8 protein-coding genes and 1 pseudogene are annotated in these 7,953 nt (G+C 72.4%); 1 reads left to right on the top strand and 8 read right to left on the bottom strand.

Annotation, left to right across the window (positions count from 1 at the left end):
• The coding region (locus tag AB1578_04500) for a hypothetical protein (protein ID MEW6487161.1) at window positions 1-237 on the top strand (237 nt) is incomplete at its 5' end.
• Here the strand turns inward: AB1578_04500 and AB1578_04495 are convergent.
• The 8 genes and pseudogenes from AB1578_04495 to AB1578_04460 form a co-directional block, all read right to left on the bottom strand.
• Window positions 183-1,145, bottom strand: a complete 963-nt coding sequence (locus tag AB1578_04495) for a U32 family peptidase (GenBank protein MEW6487160.1) — start codon at window positions 1,143-1,145, stop codon at window positions 183-185. The two genes, AB1578_04500 and AB1578_04495, sit on opposite strands and share 55 nt — an antisense overlap.
• A 655-nt stretch (window positions 1,146-1,800) precedes the next feature.
• On the bottom strand, window positions 1,801-2,568 hold the full coding sequence (locus AB1578_04490) for an SAM-dependent methyltransferase (protein MEW6487159.1): 768 nt from the start codon (window positions 2,566-2,568) through the stop codon (window positions 1,801-1,803).
• A gap of 409 nt (window positions 2,569-2,977) precedes the next feature.
• A pseudogene (locus AB1578_04485) lies at window positions 2,978-3,574 on the bottom strand (GTPase domain-containing protein).
• Window positions 3,575-3,591: 17 nt separating this feature from the next.
• Complete coding sequence (locus tag AB1578_04480) at window positions 3,592-4,335, bottom strand: TlyA family RNA methyltransferase (protein MEW6487158.1); 744 nt, start codon at window positions 4,333-4,335, stop codon at window positions 3,592-3,594.
• The gene (dxs, locus tag AB1578_04475; GenBank protein ID MEW6487157.1) at window positions 4,332-6,242 is read right to left on the bottom strand and encodes a 1-deoxy-D-xylulose-5-phosphate synthase; all 1,911 of its coding nucleotides are present in this window, start codon (window positions 6,240-6,242) and stop codon (window positions 4,332-4,334) included. The genes AB1578_04480 and dxs overlap by 4 nt, the downstream gene beginning before the upstream one ends.
• 2 nt (window positions 6,243-6,244) lie before the next feature.
• On the bottom strand, window positions 6,245-7,141 hold the full coding sequence (locus AB1578_04470) for a farnesyl diphosphate synthase (protein MEW6487156.1): 897 nt from the start codon (window positions 7,139-7,141) through the stop codon (window positions 6,245-6,247).
• The gene (locus AB1578_04465; GenBank protein ID MEW6487155.1) at window positions 7,138-7,410 is read right to left on the bottom strand and encodes an exodeoxyribonuclease VII small subunit; all 273 of its coding nucleotides are present in this window, start codon (window positions 7,408-7,410) and stop codon (window positions 7,138-7,140) included. The genes AB1578_04470 and AB1578_04465 overlap by 4 nt, the downstream gene beginning before the upstream one ends.
• Window positions 7,411-7,472: 62 nt before the next feature.
• Window positions 7,473-7,953: M23 family metallopeptidase (locus tag AB1578_04460; protein ID MEW6487154.1), on the bottom strand; the 481-nt coding region annotated here is incomplete at its 5' end.

Below are 7,953 nucleotides of genomic sequence, written 5' to 3'. Positions count from 1 at the left end.
GGCCCGCTCGCGGTGGGCGTGGTGCTGGACGCCACCGGGGGAGGGACCACCAGCGCCTCCTGGGGCGCCGCGTTCCTCACCATGGCGGCGGGGGTGGCCCTGGGCCCCCTCTTCCTGCGGCGCGCCCAAGCCCACGGCGCGGGCCGGCAGCGGCAGGAGCGGGGCGATCTGGAAGGGACCCGTCAGGACGGCCCGTCAGGGCCGCCGGCGCGGGAGGGGTGGAGCTCGGGGAAGTAGCACACGAGGGGATGGCAGGGCCCGCCGAACCGGTCTTCGTAGGCTGCCAGGGCCTCGGCGCGGGAACGATCCCCCGAGAGGAAGGCGCGCACCAGGGCCACGTTGGCCACCTTGACGGAGGTCGGCCCCCCCCGCCCCACGAGCTTGAGATGGCGCACCCCGATCCGCGCGAGCTCGGGGATGGCGCACAGGCCGCAGGCCAGCCGCCGGTCGGCCTGGCGCCAGGAGGCGTGCCAGCCTGCCAGCGGGTGCCCCGCCGGCAGGGGACCCCCGCCGGCGTCGGAGAGCTCGTAGGGGATCTCGCAGGGCCAGCGCTTCGAGGGACTCGTGTGCTGGAAGGTGCAGTAGGCCTCTTCGTTGGGGCAGCGGCCCACGAGCACGAAGGCCTCGAAGCCCACCTCCGGGTGCGCCCCCGCCAGGGCCGCCATCTCCGCCAGGGTCAGGTGCCGGGGGAGCACCGCGCGGGAGATCCCGAAGCGCCGGAAGAAGGCCAGCGACTCGCGGTTCATGGCCCCGGCCAGGGTGGAGAGGGTCAGCTCCAGGGGAAGGCCCGCCCGGGACAGCCGCTGCAAGAGGCCCAGGTCGCCGGCGATCACCCCCGCCACGCCCCACGCGGCGGCGCGGGCGGCGAGCGCCACGAGCTCGGGGTAGTCGGGAGGGTCGTACAGGGGGGCGTTGAGGGCCAGGCGAAGGGCGACCCCCGCCCGCCGGGCCTCGGCCGCGGCCCGGGCGAAGGACGCCTCCGAGGGGAAGTGGGCCGAGGCAAAGGTGCGCTGGTTGGCCGAGACCCCCCGACCCGCCCGGAGCCAGGCATCGGGCTGGACGCCTCCATAGAGCTCGTGGGCCCCCGCGGCGGCGAGCAGCCCCACCTCCTCTTCCCGGTCCACGGGGGCGAGGAGCCACGGCACGGGGGTTCCCGGCCCCGCACCCCCTGTCTTCAGCGCGTTGGGCATTGCGTTCCCGTCAGGAGACCACCCCGTTTGTGAACCACGAAGACACGAAGACACCAAGAATGCGCACTTGTCAGAGACCCCCACCCAAGGTGAGGGTTTGATAACCTGACGCCGCCCAAGGCGGCGGGACAACCGGGAGCCGCTCAAAGCGGCTCTCTTTCGGCTCGTGTGGGTAGACCCGCTGGTGCGCAATCTCGGGGTCTAGGTCCGTAGGGGCGCACTGCGTGCGCCCGCACGGGGCTGCGGTCGTCCCCGGGGGGCGCGGGGGGGGGGGGGGGGGGGGGGGGGGGGGGGGGCCCCGTGTGCCCCCCCCTACGGGTGAACGAGCCGCATTCCCGAGATCTCTGCCGTTCCGCGAACCCACACGGATCGCAACACAGCCCGTTTGCTCCTGGAACTGTCAAACTTCGTGGGTCCCCCGCCGTAGGCGGGGGGTTACCCGGTATACTTATTCCCGTGATCTCCTTTGTGTTTTCGTGTCTTTGTGGTTCGATGGTTTCAGGCCTCTGCGCCGTGGCATTCGCCGAGCGCAGATGGATGCGATTCGCACACGAGCTTGTGGTTTGGGGTACCAGGGGGCCGGCCTGCGGGACCGCCACCGGACCCCGAGCTACCGCACGCCCCGGGGTTTCCAGAGCTTTTCGTACCGGCGGTCCCACCACTCGGGGCCCTCGGACGCCGTCAGGACGTCTCCTGCGATGACCAGCGCCAGGGCCGGCTCGGGGTCGTTGGAGGCCAGGCGGAAGGGATCCCGGTCGCCGATCTGCCGGCAGATGGTGTCCAGGGTCCCCACGGTGATCCGCTCCCCCGGGCAGGATACCCGCTCGAGCACCGCCAGGGGAACGTCGCTCCCGAACCCGGCACGCAGCTCCGCGGCCAGCTCCTCCAGGGGCAGGTCGTTCATGTAGATGACCAGGGTGTGCCCCGGCCGGGCGTAGTCGCGCAGCCGCACCCTGCCCCCCGAGCGGGCAAACGCCCGGGGGCTCGTGAGCACCGTGGCGTGGGCCACGCCGGGCAGGTCGAAGCCCTTCTGGAGGAGCGCCGCCGCGGCGGCGTGGGCTCCCACCCCCGGGGTGACCCGGGCGCGGCCCGCGAAGCGGGCGACGTAGGACTGGAAGGGACAAAACGAGCTGAAGTCGCCCGGGACCAGGAAGGCCACGGGACCCCGGGGCAGGCGCTCCTCCACCCACGCCACGAGCCCCGCGTGGGGAAGCTGGAAGGGGCTCGCCACCTCCTTGCCCGCCAGGAGCGGCGCGAAGCTCTCCTGGAAGCTGGCCGGCGCGAGCACCGCAGGGCAGGACCGGAGCGCCTCGGCGCCCGCCAGGGTGAGAAGGCCCGGGTGGCCGGGGCCCGCCCCGATGAACTCGACCCGGTGCACCCCGTCAGCCACCGAAGAGGCGGGCGAAGAATCCCTTCTTCTTCGGAGGTTCGGGGATGAGCTCCTCCACGGCCTCTCCCCGCCGCTCGGCCCGGACCTCTCCCAGGGACACCTGGCCGGCTGCCCGGGTCTGGATCCGCACCTGAACCCTGAGCTCGGTGCCATCCATCCCGGCGGGGATCTGGAGCTCCACGGGCATGGAGAGCGTGAGCGCCGTGGCGCCGCTTCCCGACACGGGCACCACGGTGACCCGCTCCACGGTGACCCCTTCCTCCATGGGCGCGGGCTCGGCCCGGGCAGCCGCGGGCGGCACGCCGCCGAAGGCGGCGGAAGGCGCAGCCGCGGCGGGGGGAGCTTCCGGCGCCGGGGCCGGGGCGGGCTGAGGCCTCGCGTCGGCGGGGCGGGCTGCGCCTCCGCGCTTGTTCTTCTGCTGGATGTCTTCGAGGACCGCCTTGCAGATGGCCTTCATGGCCTCCATGATGCCCATCCCCGTGGTGGCCGCGGTCTCGAAGTCGGGCACGCCCCGGGGGTTGAGGCGGCTGCGCATCTCCTCCACGGAGAGGGCGCCGGGCATGTCGCGCTTGTTGTACTGGAGCACGAAGGGAACCGAATCCCAGTCGATGTTGTGGGCCTTCAGGTTCTCCCGCAGGTTCTCCAGGCTCTCGAGGTTCTGCTCCATCATCCCCGGCTGGGAGTCGGCCACGAACACCACGCCGTCGGCGCCCTTGAGCACCAGCTTGCGGGTGGTGTTGTAGAACACCTGTCCGGGAACCGTGTAGAAGTTGAACTTGACCTTGAACCCGCCGATCTGCCCGAACTCGACGGGGAAGAAGTCGAAGAACAGGGTGCGGTCGGTCTCGGTGGCGAGACTCACCAGCTTGCCCTTGCTCTTGGGGCTGATCTTCGTGTGGATGTACTGGATGCTGCTCGTCTTGCCGGAGAGTCCGGGGCCGTAGTACACGATCTTGGCCGTCATTTCCCGAGCAGCGTAGTTGAAGATCGCCATGGGGCCCTTCCCCTTTCTCAGAGGTTCCCGAGCTTCAGGTATATCAGGTACTCGACGTTTCCCTTCTTGGCCCCCGGCACGGGCGACTCCACCGTGCCGGAGGGCTCGAACCCCAGGTCGCGAGCGGCCTCGACCACCTGGGCCACGGCCTCGAGCCGCAGCTGCGGGTCCCGCACGACCCCCCCTTTTCCCACCTGGCCCTTCCCCACCTCGAACTGGGGCTTGACCAGGGCAATCACCTCGCCCTCCGGCGCCAGGAGCTCGCGCACCTTGGGCAGGAGCAGCCGCAGCGAGATGAACGACGCGTCCACCACCACGAGCCCGGCCGGCTCCGGGATCTCTTCGGGGCCCAGGTGGCGCAGGTTGCACCGCTCGCGGCTCACCACCCGGGGGTCTTCCCGGAGCTTCCACGCCAGCTGGCCGTACCCAACGTCCACGGCGTAGACCCGCCGGGCGCCCCGCTGGAGCAGGCAGTCGGTGAACCCCCCGGTGCTCGCCCCCACGTCGACGCACACCCGGCCCGCCGGGTCCACGCCGAAGGCATCGAGCGCGGCCTGGAGCTTCAAGCCCCCGCGGCTCACGAAGGGGTTGACCTCCCCCTTGAGCCGCACCGGCGCGTCGGGCGCCACCCGCTGGCCGGGCTTCTCGGCCCGGTGCTCCCCCACCACCACCGCTCCGGCGAGGACCAGCGCCCGCGCCTTCTCCCGGGTGGGGGCGAGCCCCCGGTCCACCAGGAGCTGGTCCAGGCGCAGCCCCTTCATCCGCGGCCCGGGATCGCCCCCGCCGCCTCGCGGATCGCCCGGGCCACCCCGGCGGCATCGAGCCCCACCTCGCGGCGCTGCTCCCCTTGCGCTGCGTGCTCCACGAACCGGTCGGGCAGCCCCAGCAGCCGCACCCGCCGGGGCAGGACGTCCGCCTCGGCCAGGCACTCGAGCACGGCCGACCCGAAGCCCCCCGCCGCCGCGTTCTCCTCCACGGTCACGAGCCCCTCGGCCCCCCGGGCGAGGGAGACGAGCGTCTCACGGTCCAGCGGCTTCACATATCGGGCATCGAAGACGCAAGCTTGAATTCCTTCTTGCTCAACCGTCTGGACCGCCTCGAGAACCGCGTCCAACACGGCCCCCGCGCTGGCCACCAGCACCGCGCCCGCCGTCCCCCGCACCACGCGGCCCTCTCCCAGGGGCAGGACCCGGGGCTCCGGGGCCAGGGGGGTGCCGGGGCCGCAGCCACGGGGGTAGCGAATCGCCGCGGGGCGGCCCAGGGATACCGCCGTCGCCAGGGCGTGCTGGAGCTCGTCCTCGTCGGCCGGTGCCAGCACCGCCAGCTCGGGGATGTGGCGCAGGTAGGAGAGGTCGAAGGCCCCGTGGTGGGTCGGTCCGTCGGCCCCCACGAACCCCGCCCGGTCCAGGGCGAAGACCACCGGGAGCTTCTGCAGCGCCACGTCGTGGACCACCTGGTCGTAGGCCCGCTGCAGGAAGGTGGAGTAGATCGCCACCACCGGCACGTACCCTTCGGCGGCCAGGCCCGCGGCAAACGTCACCGCGTGCTGCTCGGCGATGCCCACGTCGAAGAACCGCTCGGGGAAGCGCTCCCGGAAGGCATCCAGCCCGGTGCCCTCGGGCATGGCCGCGGTAATGGCGACGATGCGCGGATTCGCCTGCGCCAGGCGCACGAGGGTGTCGCGAAAGACTTCGGTGTAGCTGGGGGCCGGAGCGCCCCCCTTGCTCACGCACTGCCCGCCGCAGGGGTCGAAGGGCCCGATCCCGTGGAAGGCCGTGGGCCGCTCCTCGGCGGGGAGAAACCCCTTGCCCTTGCGGGTCACCACGTGGACGAGCACGGGCTTGCGAAACTTGCGCACGTTCTGGAAGGTGGTGACCAGGTGATCCAGGTTGTGGCCGTCCAGGGGTCCCACGTAGGTGAAGCCGAGCTCCTCGAAGAGCATTCCCGGGGAGAGGAAGCCCTTCACGTGCTCCTCCACCCGCTTCACGAGCCGGGCCATGGCGCCCCCGAAGCTCGGGATGGAGCGCAAGAACTCGGTCACGTCCCTGCGGAACCGGGAGTAGAGGTCTCCCGTGAGGATGCGCGAGAGGTAGGAGGAGAGCGCCCCCACGTTGGAGTCGATGCTCATCTCGTTGTCGTTGAGCACCACGACGAGGTCCCGGTCCAGGTGCCCGGCGTGATTGAGGCCCTCGAAGGCCAGCCCCGCCGTGAGCGAGCCGTCGCCGATGACGCTCACCACCTTGTGGGAGCCGCCGGCCAGATCCCGGGCCGCCGCCATCCCCAGCCCTGCCGAGATCGACGTGGAGGAGTGCCCCGTGCCGAACGCGTCGTGGGGGCTCTCGTCCCGACGGGGAAAGCCCGACAGCCCCCCCTTCTGTCGGATGGTCCCGAAGGTGTCGCGCCGGCCGGTGAGGATCTTGTGGGGGTAGGTCTGGTGCCCCACGTCCCAGATGATGCGATCCTCGGGAGAGCGAAACACCGCGTGCAGGGCGATGGTGAGCTCGACCACCCCCAGGCTCGACGCCAGGTGGCCGCCCACGGGGGAGAGCTTCTCCAGGATGAAGCCGCGCACCTCCTGGGCGAGCCGTTCCAGCTCCTCCCGGGACAGGGCCTGCACGTCGGCCGGCCCTTCGATGCGCGCAAGGGTTGGATAGGTGTCGGAGGCCATGGTCAGTAACGGCGCTCCACCACGAACCGCCCCAGGGCCCGCAGGGCCTCGGCGGCCTGCCCGAAGGGCTCGAGGCACGCCACCCCCTCGTCCAGGAGCTCCCGGGCCCGGCGCTTGGACTCGCCGAGCCCCAGGAGCGCGGGGTAGGTGGCCTTGGCCAGCCCCTGATCGCTGCCCACGGGCTTTCCCAGGGCGGCGGTGGAGCCCTCCACGTCGAGGACGTCGTCGGCGATCTGGAAGGCCAGCCCGATGCGCTCCGCGTACCGGGCCAGCGCCGCCACCCCGTCTTCCCCGGCACCAGCGGCCAGGGCGCCCACTACCGTAGACGCCCGGATCAGGGCGCCGGTCTTGTGGGTGTGGAGGAACTCCAGCACGGGCAGCTCCACCGCCACCCCTTCGCTTGTCAGGTCCAGGGCCTGCCCGCCCACCATCCCCCCGCTGCCGGCGGCGCGGGCGACTTCCCCCACCACCCGGGCCACCCGCTCGGGGGGGTGGGCGGCCAGCACCTCGGGCCGGGTCAGCACGGCGAAGGCGTCGGTGAGGAGGCCGTCCCCGGCCAGGATCGCCATCCCTTCCCCGAACACCACGTGGCTCGTGGGCCGGCCCCGGCGCAGGTCGTCGTCGTCCATGGCCGGCAGGTCGTCGTGGATGAGGCTGTAGGTGTGGATCATCTCGAGGGCCGCGGCAAAGGGGACTGCCGCCCGCGCCTCGCCCCCCGCCGCCTCGGCGGCGGCGAAGCAGAAGGCCGGACGGATGCGCTTGCCGCCGGCGAAGAGGCTGTACCGCATGGCCTCGAAGAGGGGCCGGGGAAAGGTCTCGGCGGGGGGCAGCACCTCCTCCAGATACCCTTCCACCGCCAGGCGGCAGCGCTCCAGGAACGCGTCCAGGTCGAAGCTCACGGTCTGTTCCCCTCCCCTTCCGGCAGGAACGGCTCGCTCGTCACGGCTCCCCCCGGCCCCCGGCGCAGCACCTCGACCCGGCGCTCCGCCTCGTCCAGGCGCCGGTGGCACTCCCGGGCCAGGGCCACGCCTTCCTCGAAGGCGACGATCGAGCGCTCCAGGTCGAGCTCTTCCGACTCCAGGGAGGCGACCAGCGCCTCCAGGCGTTCCAGGAGCTCCTCGAAGCGCTTCACGGGGGGAGACTTGGGCACGGCGGTTCCCTCTCGCACGCCCTCCGGGAAGGCAGGGTCGGGTGGAAAAGCACGCATTATTGGGCGCTCGGGTGTGACCGTCAAGGCCCCTCGCCCCCGACGCCGCGCCCCGCGATCCGCAGGAGGCTCAGCGGGTCGGCCCGGAGCCCCGAGACGTAGACCCCCCAGTGGAGGTGGGGGCCGGTGGAGCGCCCGGTGGAGCCCACCCGGCCCACGAGCTGGCCGGCGGCCACGGCCTCCCCGTCCTCCACCGCCAGGGAATCCAGGTGGAAGTACGCCGTGAAGAGCCCCAGGCCGTGGTCCAGGAACACCGTGTTTCCCGTGTAGAAGAAGTCCCCGGCCAGGGCCACCCGCCCCGCGGCCCCGGCCAGGACGGGGGCGCCCCGGGGGGCGGCGATGTCGAGCCCCCCGTGGTAGCCTCGGGGCTTGTCGTTGTAGATGCGCCGCACCCCGAAGGGGCTGGAGACGGGGCCCTCGGCGGGCACCCGGAAGGAGCCCTCCCAGAGCCTCCGGTCCGAGCGGCCGGCCAGCGCCGCTCGGATGCGCACCGCCTCCCGATCC

It is taken from the genome of Thermodesulfobacteriota bacterium, from assembly GCA_040756475.1.
Taxonomy (GTDB): Bacteria; Desulfobacterota; Deferrisomatia; order Deferrisomatales; family JACRMM01; genus JBFLZB01.
This window is presented reverse-complemented; position numbering and strand designations above follow the sequence as displayed.

What these genes read in the sequence shown, in the direction of transcription:
- AB1578_04480 (MEW6487158.1), bottom strand. Translation starts at nt 4,335, where the DNA reads ATGAAGGGGCTGCGCCTGGACCAGCTCCTGGTGGACCGGGGGCTCGCC.
- dxs (MEW6487157.1), bottom strand. Translation starts at nt 6,242, where the DNA reads ATGGCCTCCGACACCTATCCAACCCTTGCGCGCATCGAAGGGCCGGCC.